This is a genomic window from Chitinophaga japonensis (assembly GCF_007830125.1).
In the GTDB taxonomy this organism is placed as follows: domain Bacteria; phylum Bacteroidota; class Bacteroidia; order Chitinophagales; family Chitinophagaceae; genus Chitinophaga; species Chitinophaga japonensis.
In genome coordinates, this window is record NZ_VLLG01000005.1 from 22,513 (window position 1) to 38,924 (window position 16,412).

Here is a 16,412-nt window from a genome sequence, read left to right on the forward strand (position 1 = left end):
AAAAGTGAAAGGCGAAAAGTGAGCTCTTCACTATTCTCCCAGCTCCGGCACCTCCACCCAACAGCGTTTGGCCCAGCTTTCCAGGCCCTTTTCTGCCAGTTGTACGCCCCTGGCGCCGGCTTTCAGGTCCCAGGGAAAGGGATCATTCTTTACCACGTGGCGCAGGAACAATTCCCACTGCACTTTAAAGGCGTTATCATAAGCTTCCTGTTCCGGCACCCTGGTCCAGCCCTCAAAAAAGCGGATGGGCTGCTCCACGTCCGGGTTCCATACCGGTTTGGGCGTGTTGCCGTAGTGCTGTATGTAGCAATCCCGCAACCCGGCCACGGCAGAGCCCTGGGTGCCGTCTACCTGTATGGTCAGCAGGTCGTCGCGGCGCACGCGCACCGCCCAGGATGAATTGAAATGCGCAATGATGCCGCCCTCCAGCTCAAAAGTGGCATAGGCCGCATCATCGGCGGTGCATTGATACGGCTTGCCCTGTTCATCGATGCGCTCGGGAATGTGCGTGGCGCCCAGGCAGGATACCGCCTTTACATTGCCGAACAGGTTGTCCAGCACATAGCGCCAGTGGCAGAGCATATCCACGATAATGCCGCCGTCATCCTCCTTGCGGTAGTTCCAGGAAGGGCGCTGTGGTGCAATGGTATGCCCTTCAAACACCCAGTAACCAAACTCGCCGCGAACGGAAAGGATGCGGCCAAAGAAATTTTGCTGTACCAGCCTTTTCAGCTTCAGCAGCCCGGGGAGCCAGAGCTTGTCCTGCACTACGCCGTGCTTTACACCGGCCTCCCTGCACAGCGCATACAGCTCCAAGGCTGCTTCCGTGCTGGTGGCCACCGGCTTTTCACAGTAGATGTGCTTGCCCGCCTTTACCGCCTGCTTTACGGCGGCGGCGCGGCGGCCGGTGGTCTGCGCATCAAAATAGATCGTATAGGCATCATCGTTCAGCACGCTGTCGAGGTCTGTTGTGAACTTTGTAATGCCGGTGCGCTGCGCCAACTGCTGCAGCTTGGCGGCGTTGCGGCCTACCAGTACCGGGTCGGGCATGATGTATTCCGTATCGCTCACCTTTACGCCGCCGCCGGCAATGATGGCGGCAATAGAGCGCAGCAGGTGCTGGTTGGTGCCCATGCGGCCGGTTACGCCGTTCATAATAATGCCTGTTCTGTGAATAGTGATCGGTGCTTGCATACCCGTTGGATTTTTTTAGCCATCAGTTCATCCGTGCGCCAGGTACGCGTCGCGGATACGCTGCAGGAAGGCGTGCTGGTCCTGCGCCCAGTATTCGTCGGAAAATATCTCTACTTCATGGAAGCCGGTAAAGCCGGTGGACTCCACCCATTCCCGTATCTGCCGGATGGGAATGCAGCCTTCTCCCATGATGCCGCGGTCGTACAACAGGTGCCGGGTGGGCACGCGCCAGTCGCAGATATGGAAGGCCAGCAGGTGCCCGTTGCTCCCGCAGCGGATGATCTGCTCCTGCAGCGCGGGGTCCCACCATACATGGTATACATCCACGGCTACGCCCAGCCAGGGGGAGTTAAAGGCGGCGGCCATGTCATTGGCCTGCGCCAGCGTATTGATAGCGGAGCGGGTATCCGCATACACCGGGTGCATGGGCTCTATGGCCAGCTTTACGCCGGCTGCTTTTGCCTGCGGCAGCACGGCGGCAATCCCTTCGTATATCTGCCGGCGTGACTCCTCCAGCGGCTGCGCCGGGTCTGCCCCGCATACCAGCACTACCAGGGGCGCACCCAGCAGGGCGGCTTCCTCAATGGCCAGCAGGTTGTCGTCAATCGCTTTCTGGCGGCCGATAGCGGTGGTATGCGGGAAAAAACCGCCCCGGCACAGGGACACGATTTCCAATCCCTGCCCCCGTATCATCTGGCCGGTGGCCCGTATATCCCTGCCCGTGAGCGCGTCGCGCCACACGGTAATGCCTTTTACACCCGCCTGTGCATACTGCTGTACGGCCGTATCAATATCCCAGGGCCGGGTAGTAATGGTGTGCACGCACAGGCGCGACAAGTCTGTTACCGTTTGTATGCTCATGGTACGCAATTGAAGAATGCATAATAAGGTTCCCCGTTCATGACGCGCTGCACATACAACGCCAGCTCGCGCAGGTGGTAATCGCCCCACATGCTGGACTCGCCATAGGGTATGTTACTCCCGGCGGGAACATAGTCCCAGCCGTTAGGGCGGTGATAAATGGAATGCAGCAGCAGTCCCTGGTGCGCCGGGTCTGTGCTCAGGTAAGGCTCCGCCAGCAGGGTATTGCAAACGGTGAGCCCTGCCTGCCAGTACCGCGCGCCTTTTTCACGCTCCCCCTTTTGCTGCAGGTAGTGGCCCAGGCGCAGCAGGCCCTGTGCGCCAATGGCCGCAGCGGAGCTGTCCACCGGCTCCTCCTTGTTAAAAGGATCGGCCGGGCGGTCCAGGTAATTACCCAGGCGCGCCAGGCCCGGAGCGCCGGTATCCCAGTAGGGAATGCCGTCCGCAGGCGTATGCTGCAGGTAAAAATCGCAGGTAGCGGTGGCGGCCTTCAGCAGCATGGCCTCCACCTGTTCCCGTCCGCCCCGGGTATCCAGGGTGGCATCATCCGCCAGCGGCAAAAATTCCAGCAGCTCGCTGAAGCCGCACATGGCCCAGGCCAGCCCGCGGGTCCAGGTGGTGAACCCGGAAAAGCCCTGCTGCGCGTTGGGCGAGCGGAAACGGCCATCCTTTGTATTGAAGATGCATTCATGCGCGGTGCGGCCCCATTCATCGTAGGTGTCGCGCCCCTCCCCGTAATAGATGGAATAGGCGGCCGTGCTGCGGGCATGCTGCAAGGCGCGCGCCAGCAGGTTGATGCGCAGGTCGCCTTCTCCCTGCAGCACATGGCCCAGGGCATGGCTCACTGCCAGTATACGGCAGGAGCGGATGGTATCCACGAACAGGGAATGCGGTCCGTTAAAAGAGTACATGAAACCGCCATCCGGCAACGGGGTCCAGCGGGCCGCCTGTACCGCGCCGGAAATTTTCAGGGCCAGCATGTAAAAATGCTGCTCCCATTCATTAAAAGGTATTTTACCCTCCGTCATCAGGCGCAGCAGGTTGCCGTAGGTGCTGATGTTGTTAAACCCGTGGTCATGCACACCGGTATGGCTGATGTGAGGAGCCATCACGCTGACGGTGCTACGTTTTCCCATATCCAGGAAAGCGGCATCACCGGTAGCGTCGTATTGCAGCACCGCGGCGCCATACTGGAAGCCCTGCGTCCATTCCGTCCAGCCGCGGGTGGTGTAGCGCCCTTCCCGTGTAAATACGGGCGCGCCCTGCGAGGGGGCATACTGCCGTTCTATAAGCATTATTTTTTCTGCGGACAGTTGCCAGCAGCGCTCCAGCCTGCTTTTGAGTGCAATCGTTTGCAGCGAAAGGTCGATGTTTATCATACGTGGACGGGTTTTTCCGGGTCTATTCGTACATAAGATGGGAAAAAAATCGCAGAATCCCTATAAAAAGGGGCCAAAATTCCATATTTTAAATCATCACATACTTCCCGGTAAAAACCCAACACATGCTGATCATGAAGAAAAACCAACTGTTCCCTGCCTGTATGGCTTACCTGTTATGGTGCTCACTGCCTGTAATGGCCCAAAAGCAAACGGCCGCTTTAAAACAAACTGCCATCAGCGACCTGCAGTCGCAGTATGATCATTACAAACAAACGGCCCTGCAGATCTGGGAATATGCCGAAGTGGGCTACCAGGAATACAAAAGCGCGGCCCTGCTGGCACAAACCCTCCGCAGCAGCGGATTTAGCGTAGACACCGGCGTGGCCGGCATTCCCACCGCATTTGTAGCCACCTATGGCAGCGGTAAACCGGTGATCGGCATCCTGGCGGAGTACGATGCGCTGCCGGGCCTCTCGCAGCAAGCGGTGCCGGAGAAAAAGCCCCGGGAAGGCGCCAGCGCCGGGCATGCCTGCGGGCATCACCTGTTTGGCACAGCCTCCGTGGCGGCGGGCATTGAATTGAAAAAGCTGATCGAAGCCGGTAAACTAAAAGGTACGGTAAAAGTATATGGCTGCCCGGCGGAAGAAGGCGGCTCCGGTAAAGTATACATGGTGCGGGCCGGCCTGTTCAACGATGTGGACGCCGTGCTGCACTGGCACCCCGGTGACCGCAACGGCGTGAGCCTGGGCCGCTCCATGGCCAACATCAGCGCCAAGTTCCGCTTCCACGGCCTTTCCGCCCACGCAGCCGCTGCGCCGGAAAAAGGACGCTCTGCACTGGATGGCGTGGAAGCCATGAACCATATGGTGAATATGCTGCGCGAGCACATCCCCTCCTCCACCCGCATCCATTACGTGATCACGAGCGGCGGCAAGGCCCCCAACGTGGTGCCGGACTTCGCAGAAGTATATTACTATGTGCGTAACCGTGACCGGGATATTGTGCGCGATGTTTTTGAACGGGTGGTGAATGCCGCCAAAGGCGCGGCCCTGGGCACCGGCACCACCATGGAATATGAAATCACCGGCGGCGTGTACGATATGCTGCCCAACCGCACCCTGGCGCTGGCCATGCACAAAAACCTGCAGCAGGTGGGCGGCGTACCTTATACACCGGGGGAAAAGGCTTTCGGGGAAAAGATACAAGCCACCTTTGCCTATACCCCTCCTCCCATCAGCAAAGCCGGTACCGTAGATACCCTGCAGGCAGAACGGCCAGGTGACGGCGGCGGCTCTACCGATGTGGCGGACGTGAGCTGGACCGTACCTACCATGGGCCTCAGCGCCGCTACCTGGGTGCCCGGCACGCCGGCACATAGCTGGCAGGCAGTGGCAGCCGGCGGTACGGACATCGGCGCAAAAGGTATGATGGTAGCCGCTAAAACCATCGCGCTGACCGGCATCGATCTCTTTACCGACCCGGCGCTGATCCAAAAGGCCAGGGCGGAATTCCTGCAGGCGAAAGGACCTGGTTTCCAATATAAGGCGCTGCTGGGCGACCGGCCACCGGCGCTGAATTACAGGAAGTAGGAAACGGAGTAAGGTAGCTCAGGGTTTCAGGTAAACCATTTATGTACCATAAGAACTGTAACATGAAAAGATCCGGATCAATATGTTTCCCGGTGTTCTTGCTGTTTATATTAGCATCATGGCCACAACGATCATGGTCACAGTACTTGCCACAGCCTTCAGGCAAGTTCAGCATAGGGTATCACCGGTTTGAGTGGACAGATACCTCCCGCACCGAAATTTTAACGGCGGACAATGTGATGCGCAGGATCGTGGCCGATGTTTGGTATCCTGCGGAAAAATCCGGCGGTGTAACAGTTCCCTATCTTGACACCCTTGCTGCTAACCGTATTTTTGGAAATAGCGGGTTACAATCACTGCTCGGTACACAGGGCGCAACGGCGGTAAGGTCGGGTAAAGTGCTTACCCATGCTTCTGAAGATGCAGCTTTTGATCCGTATGTGGGACTGGCTCCGGTAGTTTTTTTTTCGCATGGCATGGGTATGATCACACAAGTATATACGGCGCAAATAGAAGATCTGGTAAGCCACGGATACATAGTAGTGGCCCTTTCGCACGCCTACGATGCGTGGCTTGTTTCCTTTGCTGATGGGAGACAGGCACCCTTTGAAACAAAACAGCGGAGCGCCGCCGGCAGCACAGAAGAGCAGCATATCGCCTACGAGAACAAACGAATTGAATGGTGGGCGGCAGACATCCGTTTTGCACTGGATCAACTGGTAATAATCAACAAGATGAAAAACACCGGGATTCCCTTTGCCGGTCACCTGGACCTTGCCAAGGTAGGGGCTATGGGGCATTCGGCAGGAGGACGCGCAGCGGCGCGGGCCTGTCAGCTAGATACGCGCATAAAAAGCTGTGCTGACCAGGATGGTGTAGCTATGATGCAACCTTTTTACTTAAGATCAGATGGTGTGGGGATGAAACAGCCTTTTTTATTGTTCGAGCGCGTTCGTAATATTCCACCCGACGAGGCTGATGCTGCATCGATGGGCATGACGCTCACGGAGCTGAACGCCCTCGTGGATAGCCTTCGCCGTAATAAAGAAGCAGCATTAGCTGCCACGGGAGGCAGTTTCCATGTGCTGCTTCATTTCGACAGTTCAAGTCATATGAGTTTTAGCGATTTACCTTTATTACAAGCGAAGAACGGTGTTGAAACTGCTGCTGCCTACCGGGTATTACAGGTAACCTGCCGCTACACGCGCGAGTTTTTCGACAAAACGTTACGGGGCATCGCAGCGCCATTGTTTGACGGCAGCAGGAAGCTCCATTATATTGACCTTGTCCGGGAATACCCAAAAGCAGGAGATCATTGCCAGTAAGGAAAAGCGGGTTAAGGTACTGGATTAGCTGGCTTCCAGGCAGAATGATGGTGGAACTAATATTTACATTTCGTATTTTGACCACCTAATCAATGACCTTTAAACTCAAAGTAATGCAAACGAGACGCTCATTCCTGCAACAGGCAGCACTGGTAGCCGCGGGCCTGGCCATCCATCCCATCGGCCTGTCCTCCTGCAGCGAAAAGAAAAGCATGATTCCACGCAAGCTGGGCATACAGCTCTATACCCTGCGCGACGAACTGGCTAAAGACGTAAGGTCCACCATCGCCAAAGTGGCGGAGGCAGGCTATGAACAGGTGGAAACCTTTTATTCGTATGAAGGTCCCGCGTCCAATTTCTGGGGACTGAGCACCCAGGAGTTCAAAGCATTACTGCAACAACACAACCTGACCACCCCCAGCGGGCACTATCAACTGAACGACTACCTGACTAAAGGCAACGGCAACGACAGCGCGCTGAAGGCGCAACTGGAGATTGCGGCAGCCGCCGGGCAGTCCTACTTTACCGTGCCCATACCGCCCCTGTACCTGTGGGATAAATATCCCGTGCCCGTGGATGATTACAAGTTCATTGCCACGCAACTGAACCGGGCGGGCGAGCTGGCCAAAGCGTCCAACCTGAAAGTGGCCTACCACAACCACTTCTGGGAATTCCGCAAATTGCCGGACGGCCAAAGCACGGCTTACGACATCCTGCTGAATGAAACCGATCCTGCACTGGTAGCCTTTGAGCTGGACCTGTTCTGGGCGGTAAAAGGCGGGCAAAACCCGGACGACCTGTTCAATAAGGCAAAAGGCCGCTTCCCCATGTGGCATGTAAAGGACATGGATAAAACCGCTACTGCCAGCGTACCGGATACGGTAGGCGTGCGCATACAGGATATTGAAAGTGAAATAAAGTTCGCCGAAGTAGGCAGCGGCAGCATCGACTTCAAGGATATCTTCGCCCACGCGGAAACTGCCGGCGTGCAGTACCTGTTTGTAGAGCAGGACCGCATCACGATCGATCCCTTTGAAAGCATCCGCAAAAGCGCGGCGTATGTGAAGGGGACTTTGATGAAGGCGTAGCAGCATATAAAAGATGGTAACTGCCGGGTAACGGCGGCTACCATCTTTTTTTTATTCAGACCTCAATGATCTCACAGGATTCATGAGCGCCGCTTTTATGGACTGGAAGCTGACCGTCAGCAAAGCAATCGTTACCGCCAGCAAGCCAGCCATGACAAACACATCCCAACGGATATCCGCCCGGTAAGCAAAATTCTCCAGCCATTGCCCCATGGCGAACCAGGCCAGCGGAGCAGCCAGGATAACGGCCACCAGCACTAATTTGAGAAAATCTTTTGATAGCAGCACTACCAGGTGCTGTACGCTGGCGCCTAACACCTTGCGTATGCCTATTTCCTTGGTACGCTGTTCCGCCATGAAAGCCGAAAGGCCCAGCAATCCCAGGCAGGCCACAATAACGGCCAGGATGGAAAAAGTGGTGAAGATACGGCCGGTTCGCTGCACGTCTGCATACATCCTGGCAAAACTTTCGTCCAGGAAGGTATAGCGGATAGGCTGATGCGGGGCATAGTCTTTCCATACTGCCGTTACCGCGCCTATCAGGGTTTGCAGGTTGACGGTGCTCACCTTTACGGCTACGTTGTCCCGGCTGCCGCCCAACACCAGGCAAAGCGGCCCGATCGTTTGCTTCATGGACTCGAAATGAAAATCTTCCATCACGCCAATAACCGGCCAGGTTTGCCAGGAATTGGTTACCCGTTTTCCCACCGGGTCTTTCAACTGCAGTTGCCTGGCCATTGCCTGGTTAATGATAATGGCCTGGGAATCGGTAGGCATTTCTGCAGAAAAATTGCGGCCTGCCACTATCTTCATGCCCATGGTCTTTATGTAGTCATGATCTACGCTCCATTTCTGGGCGCCAATGCCGCTTTCTGTTTCCCGCATTCCTTCTTTCCAGAACGGGTTCTGGTCGCGCCGGGTGCCTTCTATGGGAAAGTAGCCGCTTACGGTGGCACTTTCCACTCCGGGCACCTGCAACAGCGCTTGCTTGAATGCCTGTGCACGATCTCCCAGCGTGCCGGCGCCCTGTATCATCAATACCTGCTCCTTATTGAACCCCAGCTTTTTGTGCAGCATATAATTCATTTGCCGGTAAATGACCAATGTGCCAATGACCAGGATCACAGAAGCCGTGAACTGGAATACGACCAGTACGCTTCGCGTAGCAGCGCCCTTGCCGCCCCGCGCCAGCACACCTTTAAGCGCCTGTACCGGCTTGAACGAGGAAAGGTAAAAGGCCGGGTACAGGCCGGCCGTAATGCCGACGATCACGATCGCAACAAGTATCCCGGGAGCAAACCACCATTTGGCCCAGGGGATGCTCAGCGACCCGGAAGCCAGCGCGTTGAAATAAGGCAGCAGCAGCCAGGCTAACGCGATCCCCAGTACGAAGGAGAGGAAGCTGTATAGCAAAGATTCCGTGAGGAACTGGCGGATGAGGCCCGTCCGTTCCGCCCCTATGGCCTTTCTAAGCCCTACCTCCTTTGCCCTGCCGGCCGACCGGGCAGTGGCGAGGTTAATGAAATTGATACAGGCTATCAGGAGAATGAACACGGCCACCGCCCCGAAAAGCCACACCAGACGTATGTCGCCATGATGCAACCTGTCGCGGATATCTGCGGACCGCAGGTGAATATCCGTTACCGGCTGCAGGACCAGGCTGGCATTTTCCGCCAGGCTGGCGGCTTCTACATTGCCTGCCTCCTGCATGGCGGGAATAAAGTAATTCTTTATAATGCCGTCCGACATTTTCTTTTCCTGCGCTGCAATAGCGGTTCCCTGCTTTAACAGCACATAGGTGGTATAATTGCTGGCTCCCCAGGAGGTTTGCTCCCCGGGCCAGAATTCAATGCCTTCCAGGGTGATCAGAAAATCATACCGAAAGTGGGAAGTGGATGGATAATCGGCTATCACTCCTCCTATCCTGTACGGTTTATCCGTCTTGTTATTCAGGATCAGCAGCTTGCCCACCGGGTTCTCACCGGGAAAGTATTTCTCTGCCTTGCGCCGGGTAATTACGATTGTACGGGGCGCTGCGAGGGCCTGCGCCGGGTTGCCGTAGATAAAAGGCGGCTGCAGGATATCCAGCAATTCCTGGTCGGCATAGACCAGGCCTTCTTCATAAGTATTCTCTGCCTGGCCTGCCCGGCGCACCTGGCTGTCGCCGGCATCTCCCCAGCCCGGGCTTTCCAGGTACCGGCCGGCCTTTTCCACTTCCGGGTAGTCGTTTTTAAGGGCCGTCACCATCGGCGCCGGCCAGTCATTGCCTTTCTGGATATTTCCCTTGTCGTTATAAACGCCTATTACCCGGTAAATGCGGTCGGCATGGGGATAATGCCGGTCGTAGCTAAGCTCATGCATGATATACAAAAAGATCAGCAGGCAGGCAGCAATGCCCAGCGCAAACCCGCCGATCTTAATGGCGGCATACATTTTCTGCTTCAATAAATGTCGCCAGGCGATCCTGCAATAGTTCTTTAACATATCCCGGTAATTTCCAGCGAGATCACAAGAATGCTACCAATTCGTCAATATATTGTACATGAACGGTTTGCGTGGTTTTGCCCCCTGTATATTTGTCCATATATGAACAATGTTGTCCGGAACCGGACTTTCCTACTCCACCCGCAGCACCACGTGCTTTATATTCTTCCGGTCTGCCGTATACGTAATATGCACCAGGCCATCGGGGCTTTGGATCACGGCGGGATAGCTGTACTCCCCTTTGGGCTCGTCTTCCAGCTTGTACACATCCTGCCAGTGCCGGCCGTCCCTGGACACGGCTACGTTTAGCTTGCTCCGGCCTTCCCACCATTCCTTTCCTGCCAGCAGGGGATTGTATACCAGCACCTGCAGGCCGCTGCGCAGGGTCACCGCGTCCGTGCCGGAATTGGGATTGGGCAGTTCCGTTTTGCTCAGCGGGCTCCAGGTAGCGCCGTCGTCAGCGGACCAGGTTTGTACCACGAAGTTCTGCCGGCTCCTGCACAGTAGTTGCAGGCTGTCGCCCGGGTAAAAGAGAATGCTGGGCTGTATCACGCCAAAAGTATCGCAGTCCACCGGTATGTACTGCCAGTGGCGCGCCTCCGCATCGGATTTTTCAAGGTGGATATGCCATTGCTTTTCATCCTTGCTCTCCGTGCTGGACGGATAGAGGATGTCCCCGTTCGCCAGTTGCACCGGTTTGTTTTTTATAGGCCCCAGCAGGCTGTCCGGCAGCCTTTCCGGGGCAGACCAGGTAAGGCCGTCGTTATGGGAGCGGCGCAGCATGCCCCACCAGTCGCGGGGTGTTTTGCCCACCTTGTAAAAGAGGAACAGCCGGCCGGCGCGGGTGCGGAACAATACCGGGTTCCAGCAGGGATAGCGCAGCGTATCGTTAATAACGCCGTCGGCCACACGCTGCGGCGCTGTCCACCGCCCCTCCTGGTACACCGATGTCCAGATGCATACATCGGGACTACCTTCGTGCGCGCCGCCGAACCAGGCCGCCATCAGTTGCTTGCCGGGCAGGCTGGTAATGGTAGAGGCATGGCAGGCGGCAAAGGGCGGGTCTTTTAGTATGAGCTCGCTTTCTACAAGCGTAGCGTTTATTTGTTGTGCCTGTGCGGTTGCCAGTAACAGGAGGAATATGGAAAGGAAGATCAGGTATCTCATGGGAGGCAAATGTAAAATGCAAGATTTCAAATGTAAAATATTAAATGATAAATGTAAAAGTTGGCGGCAAGGTACCATGAAGGTACTAAAGCTGCATTGAAACATATCTTCCAACTTTTACATTTTACATTCATCATTTTACATTTTACATTCTTCTATTCTATCAACCGCTCATTATCCTTCAACTGCACGCCGGACAGTTGTCGGCGCAGGGATTCCTGCAGCAGGTAAAAGGCCTTGCCGGCGGCGGCTTTGTAAGACAACCCCTCCGGGCGGATGTTGGAGATACAGTTGCGCGATTCATCCGTCAGGCCCGGGCGGGGCTGAAAGGTAAGATAGATACCCAGGCTGTCCGGTGAGCTAAGGCCCGGCCGTTCACCGATCAGCACCAGCACCACGCGCGCCTGTAACAGCGCGCCTGCTTCATCGCCTACGGCTACCCGCCCCTGCTGCACCATGCACGCCGGCGCCAGGGATAAGCCCGCATCGCGCAGCAGGAGCAGCAGCTCCTGCAACAAGGGCGCCGCGTGCCGGTTCACCGCCGTAGCGGACAGACCGTCCGCTATCACGATCGCTACGTCACTGCCCGCCTGACTGCCGGCGGCCGACAGCGTAGCGATGGAGGCATCATCCAGCCGGCGACCTTTGTCCGGTCGCTGCAGGTATTCATACCGGTCTGCCGCAAGACTGTGCAATACCAGTACGGGTAGCTGCAAAGCCTGTAGTTGTGTGGTCAGCCCTTTTATATCCATCGTGGAAAAAACGGCATCCCTGGCATGGGCATGCGCCATCCTGAAGCGCAGCACTTCTTCCAGGGGAACGGCCGTTCCGGTTCTACCCAGGGCAATACGGGCGGTAGTAAACGCTTTTAATGATATCCAGGGATCTTGCATAATGCTGTCTGTTTCCATTTGCCTGCTGTCACAGTACATCTGTCATCTTACTTCCTTTTTCTTACTGCTTACTTCATATTTCCTACTTCCAACAGCAACTTATGCGATGCCTGCACGGGCAACTGGCGGCCCAGCTCATCCATAATACCCTGCTGCTGCAGCCATTGCTCAAATTCCGGGGCCGGGCGCAGCCCCAGCACCCTGCGCAGGTACAGGGCGTCGTGAAAGGAGGTGCTCTGGTAGTTCAGCATAATATCGTCCGCGCCCGGTACGCCCATAATATAGTTACAACCGGCCACCCCCAGCAGGGTCAGGAGGTTGTCCATATCGTCCTGGTCTGCTTCGGCATGGTTGGTATAGCATACGTCCACGCCCATGGGCAATCCCAGCAGCTTGCCGCAAAAATGATCTTCCAGTGCGGCGCGTATGATCTGCTTCCCGTCAAACAGGTATTCCGGCCCTATAAAGCCCACCACGGTATTGACCAGCAGGGGTTTGAAATGCCGGGCTACGGCGTAAGCCCTGGCCTCGCAGGTCTGCTGGTCCATCCCGGCGTGCGCATTGGCAGATAAAGCGCTGCCCTGCCCCGTTTCAAAATACATGACGTTGTTGCCAATGGTCCCCCGCCGTAAAGCCAACGCCCCTTCATAGGCCTCCTGCAGCAGCGACAGGCTCACGCCAAAGCTGCGGTTGGTCTTTTCCGTACCGCCGATGGACTGGAACACCAGGTCTACCGGCGCCTGCTGCATGATCTCCAGGGCCGTGGTCACATGGCATAATACGCAGGACTGCGTGGGAATATTGAACTGCTGGCGCAGGTGGTCCAGCATCTGCAGCAGCGTAACAGTGGCAGCCGGGCTGTCCGTAGCCGGGTTGATGCCGATCACCGCATCCCCGCTGCCGTACAGCAGCCCGTCTATAATGCTGGCGGCTATGCCTTTGGGATCGTCCGTCGTATGGTTGGGCTGCAGGCGTACAGCCAGGCGGCCCTTTAGCCCCAGGGTATTGCGGAAGCGGGTCACCACCTCGCATTTGCGGGCCACGCTGACCAGGTCCTGGTTGCGCATCAGCTTCGATACTGCAGCGGCCATTTCCGGGGTAATGCCGGGCGCCAGTTGCTGCAGCACGGACGTATCCGCTTCATCGCTCAGCAGCCAGTCGCGCCACTCCCCTACGGTCATCTGCCGGATGCGGGCAAAAGCGCCGGCATCATGCGTATCCAGTATCAGCCGGGTAACCTCATCTTCCTCGTAGGGCACCAATGCTTCCTGCAGGAATTGCGTCAGCGGCACATCCGCCAGCGCCAACTGGGCCGCCACCCGCTCCTCGTAGCTGCCGGCGCAAAGACCTGCCAGGGCATCCCCGGAGCGGAAGGGCGAAGCCTTTGCCAGCAAGGTTTTCAGGTCGTCAAACCGGTAGCGCGTGCTTTGTATGGTGTAGTGGTATCCCATCGCTTATTGCAACTGGTATAAAGATAGGTCTTCCTGTGTTTGTTTATGCCGGCCGCCCAGCACGAATGCCAGCAGCGTAAGCCCCAGCCCGCCGAAGAACAGCACGCTCAGCCAGGGATTGTAGTACACAATGGCCACCAGCGACAATACGGAAAGCAACAGCGCAATGAGCGGGAACCAGGGATACAACGGCGCTTTGTAGGGCCGCTTCAGCGCCGGCTCCTTTTTACGCAGCACAAACAGGCTGGCCATGCTCAGGATGTACATGACCACGGCGCCCAGCACGGAGAGGATCACCAACTGGTCCGTTTTACCCAGGCACAGCGCTACGATGCCCAGCAGGCCGCCGATGATCAGCGCCATATCCGGCGTTTGATGGCGGCGGCTCAGCTTCGAGAGCAGGGCAGGCAGGTAGCGGCTGCGGGAGAGCGCAAATAACTGCCGGGAATAGCTGATGATAATGCCGTTAAAAGAGGCCAGCAGCCCGAACAGGCCAATGCCGGCAAATATTTTCGTAATGCTGTTCTGCTTGCCCAGCACAATGCCGATGGATTCCGGCAGCGGGTAATCAATGTCCGCCAAACGCCGCCAGTCTGTAATACCGCCGGTCAGCACCATCACCCCGATGGCCAGCAGCATGAGCGTAAGGATGCCGGAGATGTAGCCCTTCGGAATATTCTTCTCCGGGTCTTTCACTTCCTCCGCCACCATGGCTACGCCTTCTATGCACACGTACAGCCACATGGCAAAAGGCAGCGCGGCAAACACGCCGGGTATGCCCTGCGGCATGGCATTGTGCAGGAAATTGGCCGTACGGTAGGCCGGGGCTATAATGCCCATGTATACCAGCAGCTCCGCTACGGCCAGCAGCGTAATGACCAGTGAAAACAGCGCGGACTCCTTAATGCCCAGCATATTCATGCCCGTTAGTGCGGCATAGAAGGCAATGGCCGTCCACAGCACCGGCAGGCCGGGGTGCAGGAAATGAATGTAACTGCCCAGCGCAAACGCAATGGCCGGCGTGGCCAGCAGGAACTCCACCAGCGTGGCGTATCCCGCTACCAGCCCGCCAATAGGGCCAAAAGCCCGGTGCGAGTAGGCAAAGGGGCCACCTGCATGCGGGATGGAAGTGGTGAGCTCCGTAAAGCTGAAAATGAAGGTTACATACATCACGGTGATCAGCAGCGTGGCGACCAGGAAACCTACGGTGCCGGCAACGCCCCAGCCGTAGTTCCAGCCGAAATACTCGCCGGAGATGACCAGCCCTACCGCGATGGCCCATAAATGAATGGGCTTAATGACTTTTTTAAGTGAAGACATGTTACAAGATAATGATTTCAGGAAGGAGTAGTATGGCTGTCCGCAAGCGGAGAGCGAAAGCTAATTGTGAAAGCTATTTGTCCCGCCGGTAGGCTGATAACCGCGCCGGCGGGACGGGGTGTGTAAAAACACTGTCTTTAACGGGACAGTTGCAGGTGTAGGTGTAGGCTTCACAGACCATTCATTGCACGCTGTTCTATATAAAACATCGTTTCGCACTTATATGGCTGATGACGTGAACAGGTTGAATGAAATTTTGCTGACCTCCAGGTAATAAGTAGAATAACAAGTGCGCTCGACTGCCAAAGTAGTATAAACCTGCGTAATAATGCATAAAACTTTTGTGTGATAATGTCAGCGGACAGTGCAGTTGGCCGCTCAGCGTGGCTGCGTGCGCGGTAGTATCACGTGGAATGCGGCGCCGGACGCCTCTGCAGACACGGCATGTATAACGCCATGATGGTTGATGACGATCTTCCTGCAAAGCGCCAGCCCGATACCGGTGCCGGGATAGGATTGCCGGTAGTTCAGGCGCTGGAAGATGGTGAATATCTGCTCGGCGTACTGCTGGTCAAAACCGATGCCGTTGTCGCGGAACACCAGCTCCACATATTCCAGCGAAGGGTCCAGGCCGGGCTGTGCCGCAATTTCCTGCGGTAGCAACGCCCTGGAGCGAATAGTAATTTCGGGAGACGTTTCCTTGCCGGAAAATTTCAGGGAGTTGCTGACGAGGTTGTAAAAAAGCTGGTGCATTTGCAGGGGAATGGCCACAATGGTGGGCAGTACCTCGTTGTTCAGCATGGCCTGCTTTTCCTGTATGATCAGTTCCAGGTCGTTCTTTACATGATCCAGTACGCCGTTCAGATCCACGGACACCGGCGTTTCATCCTTTACGCCCAGGCGGGAAAAGTTCAGCAGGTCCTTGATCAGGGTCATCATCCTTTCAGCGGAAGCAGCGATCTTACCCAGGAACCAGGCGGCTTTTTCAGGATCGTGTAACTGCCCTTCCAGTATGCCGGCAAACACCTGGATCTTGCGCAAGGGCTCCTGCAGGTCGTGGCTGGCTACGTAGGCAAACTGCTCCAGCTCGTTGTTGGTCTTTTCCAGCTCCTTATTGAGGCGGCGCAGTTCCAGGGTCCTTTCCTCCACTTCCTTTTCCAGCCGCGCCCGGTACTGTTCTTCCTTTTCATGCAGCGCCTGCTGGGCTTTCTTGTGCTCGGTAATATCCACCAGCATGTTTACGCCTTCCACTACTTCGCCGGCCATGTTAAAGATCGGCTCCGGGTGCGGCAGCACGTTCCTGCGTGAGCCATCCGGCCGCTCCACGATGATCTCATGCCCCAGCACCGCGCGCCCTTCCTTTAATGCAATGGCCATGGGACATTCATCCAGCGGCATGGGGGTGCCATCCGTGTAGTAGATCTTCCATGATCCGCACCACAGGTCCCGGCCCGGTTCCGGCATGCGACCCCACAGCGCTACCGCCGCCTGGTTATAGAGTTTGATCCGGCCGGCGGCATCACAGGTGTAAATAGCCGCATGCAGTCTTTGAAATATTTCGTGGTAATGATGCTCACTTTCACCTTCAAAGGGGTCTGACTTGTTCCGTTTAGATTCCACCATGCTATAAAAATAACAAAATCATGCGGGAAAAACCT

Annotated in this window: 12 protein-coding genes; 3 read left to right on the forward strand and 9 right to left on the reverse strand. The window is 56.4% G+C overall.

Annotation, left to right across the window (positions count from 1 at the left end; all coding sequences use genetic code 11):
• Positions 1–30 precede the first annotated feature (30 nt).
• From LX66_RS21440 to LX66_RS21450, 3 genes are read right to left on the reverse strand one after another with little or no spacing between them, the layout of a single operon-like run.
• Positions 31–1,194 (reverse strand): Gfo/Idh/MocA family protein, encoded by a 1,164-nt coding sequence (locus tag LX66_RS21440; protein WP_244620478.1) that lies wholly within the window; start codon positions 1,192–1,194, stop codon positions 31–33.
• Positions 1,195–1,221: 27 nt separating this feature from the next.
• Positions 1,222–2,055: a sugar phosphate isomerase/epimerase family protein gene (locus LX66_RS21445; RefSeq protein WP_145717433.1), complete on the reverse strand. Its 834-nt coding sequence runs from the start codon at positions 2,053–2,055 to the stop codon at positions 1,222–1,224.
• The gene (locus LX66_RS21450) at positions 2,052–3,434 is read right to left on the reverse strand and encodes a glycoside hydrolase family 88 protein (RefSeq protein ID WP_145717435.1); all 1,383 of its coding nucleotides are present in this window, start codon (positions 3,432–3,434) and stop codon (positions 2,052–2,054) included. Before LX66_RS21450 ends, LX66_RS21445 begins: the two co-directional genes overlap by 4 nt.
• Positions 3,435–3,568: 134 nt before the next feature.
• Between LX66_RS21450 and LX66_RS21455 the strand changes: the two genes are divergently transcribed.
• From LX66_RS21455 to LX66_RS21465, 3 genes are all read left to right on the forward strand, one after another.
• Complete coding sequence (locus tag LX66_RS21455; RefSeq protein ID WP_244620479.1) at positions 3,569–5,026, forward strand: M20 family metallopeptidase; 1,458 nt, start codon at positions 3,569–3,571, stop codon at positions 5,024–5,026.
• Positions 5,027–5,088: 62 nt separating this feature from the next.
• Positions 5,089–6,351 carry an alpha/beta hydrolase family protein gene (locus LX66_RS21460; protein ID WP_158642704.1) on the forward strand — a complete coding sequence of 421 codons (1,263 nt, stop codon included), beginning with the start codon at positions 5,089–5,091 and terminating at the stop codon, positions 6,349–6,351.
• 113 nt (positions 6,352–6,464) lie between these two features.
• The gene (locus tag LX66_RS21465; RefSeq protein WP_145717439.1) at positions 6,465–7,439 is read left to right on the forward strand and encodes a sugar phosphate isomerase/epimerase family protein; all 975 of its coding nucleotides are present in this window, start codon (positions 6,465–6,467) and stop codon (positions 7,437–7,439) included.
• Between the two features lie 51 nt (positions 7,440–7,490).
• Here LX66_RS21465 and LX66_RS21470 read toward each other — a convergent pair whose 3' ends face one another.
• The 6 genes from LX66_RS21470 to LX66_RS21495 form a co-directional block, all read right to left on the reverse strand.
• Positions 7,491–9,923 carry an ABC transporter permease gene (locus tag LX66_RS21470; protein WP_145717441.1) on the reverse strand — a complete coding sequence of 811 codons (2,433 nt, stop codon included), beginning with the start codon at positions 9,921–9,923 and terminating at the stop codon, positions 7,491–7,493.
• A 132-nt stretch (positions 9,924–10,055) separates the two neighbouring features.
• On the reverse strand, positions 10,056–11,090 hold the full coding sequence (locus LX66_RS21475) for a sialidase family protein (protein ID WP_145717443.1): 1,035 nt from the start codon (positions 11,088–11,090) through the stop codon (positions 10,056–10,058).
• A 155-nt stretch (positions 11,091–11,245) separates the two neighbouring features.
• Entirely contained in the window at positions 11,246–12,022 is a 777-nt protein-coding gene (gene eutC / locus LX66_RS21480; RefSeq protein WP_317130588.1) for an ethanolamine ammonia-lyase subunit EutC, read from the reverse strand.
• 29 nt (positions 12,023–12,051) lie between these two features.
• Entirely contained in the window at positions 12,052–13,434 is a 1,383-nt protein-coding gene (locus tag LX66_RS21485) for an ethanolamine ammonia-lyase subunit EutB (protein WP_145717444.1), read from the reverse strand.
• Between the two features lie 3 nt (positions 13,435–13,437).
• Positions 13,438–14,754, reverse strand: coding sequence for an ethanolamine permease (eat, locus tag LX66_RS21490; protein ID WP_145717446.1), 1,317 nt, complete (start codon positions 14,752–14,754; stop codon positions 13,438–13,440).
• A gap of 378 nt (positions 14,755–15,132) precedes the next feature.
• A complete protein-coding gene (locus LX66_RS21495) occupies positions 15,133–16,377 on the reverse strand; it encodes a sensor histidine kinase (RefSeq protein WP_145717448.1) in 1,245 nt (414 codons plus the stop codon).
• Positions 16,378–16,412: the final 35 nt, after the last annotated feature.

Excerpts from the sequence above, each read along its gene's own strand:
- LX66_RS21440 (WP_244620478.1), bottom strand. The coding sequence starts at position 1,194 with ATGCAAGCACCGATCACTATTCACAGAACAGGCATTATTATGAACGGC.
- LX66_RS21445 (WP_145717433.1), bottom strand. The coding sequence starts at position 2,055 with ATGAGCATACAAACGGTAACAGACTTGTCGCGCCTGTGCGTGCACACC.
- LX66_RS21450 (WP_145717435.1), bottom strand. The coding sequence starts at position 3,434 with ATGATAAACATCGACCTTTCGCTGCAAACGATTGCACTCAAAAGCAGG.
- LX66_RS21455 (WP_244620479.1), top strand. The coding sequence starts at position 3,569 with ATGAAGAAAAACCAACTGTTCCCTGCCTGTATGGCTTACCTGTTATGG.
- LX66_RS21460 (WP_158642704.1), top strand. The coding sequence starts at position 5,089 with ATGAAAAGATCCGGATCAATATGTTTCCCGGTGTTCTTGCTGTTTATA.
- LX66_RS21465 (WP_145717439.1), top strand. The coding sequence starts at position 6,465 with ATGCAAACGAGACGCTCATTCCTGCAACAGGCAGCACTGGTAGCCGCG.
- LX66_RS21470 (WP_145717441.1), bottom strand. The coding sequence starts at position 9,923 with ATGTTAAAGAACTATTGCAGGATCGCCTGGCGACATTTATTGAAGCAG.
- LX66_RS21475 (WP_145717443.1), bottom strand. The coding sequence starts at position 11,090 with ATGAGATACCTGATCTTCCTTTCCATATTCCTCCTGTTACTGGCAACC.
- eutC (WP_317130588.1), bottom strand. The coding sequence starts at position 12,022 with ATGTACTGTGACAGCAGGCAAATGGAAACAGACAGCATTATGCAAGAT.
- LX66_RS21485 (WP_145717444.1), bottom strand. The coding sequence starts at position 13,434 with ATGGGATACCACTACACCATACAAAGCACGCGCTACCGGTTTGACGAC.
- eat (WP_145717446.1), bottom strand. The coding sequence starts at position 14,754 with ATGTCTTCACTTAAAAAAGTCATTAAGCCCATTCATTTATGGGCCATC.
- LX66_RS21495 (WP_145717448.1), bottom strand. The coding sequence starts at position 16,377 with ATGGTGGAATCTAAACGGAACAAGTCAGACCCCTTTGAAGGTGAAAGT.